Genomic DNA, 301 nt, shown 5'->3' with positions numbered 1-301 from the left:
CGGCACCCCTGACGGGGTGCCGGCCAGCGGCGCATCCGGCCCGAACGAACCCTCGTCCGAGCCAATCTTGGACACTTACCGTTCGGACCGAACGGCAACTGTCCAAGATCTCCCGCCGACCAGCCCGAGCACCGCGGTGATCATGAAGTTAGCGGCAGTCAAGGAGATCGAAACCGCCGTTAACTTCATGATCAACAGGGTGGAGTGAGGGCGCAGGGCGCAGGGCTGTGCGGTGAGGGCGCAGGGCTGTGGGTGTGGGGCGCGGCTGGGGTGGGGTCGGGTCGGGGAACGGCGATGGGGG

At 67.4% G+C, this 301-nt stretch carries 1 protein-coding gene; it reads left to right on the top strand.

Going from position 1 to position 301, the window contains the following annotated elements; translation table 11 throughout:
• Positions 1-208 (top strand): hypothetical protein (locus tag ACSNN7_RS29125; protein WP_436684237.1); only part of this gene is annotated, 208 nt, incomplete at its 5' end.
• Between the last annotated feature and the right edge of the window lie 93 nt (positions 209-301).

Source organism: Micromonospora sp. URMC 105, assembly GCF_051386295.1.
GTDB lineage: Bacteria > Actinomycetota > Actinomycetes > Mycobacteriales > Micromonosporaceae > Micromonospora.
Note: the sequence above shows the minus strand (reverse complement) of the source record. Positions and strands in the feature narration are given on the sequence as shown.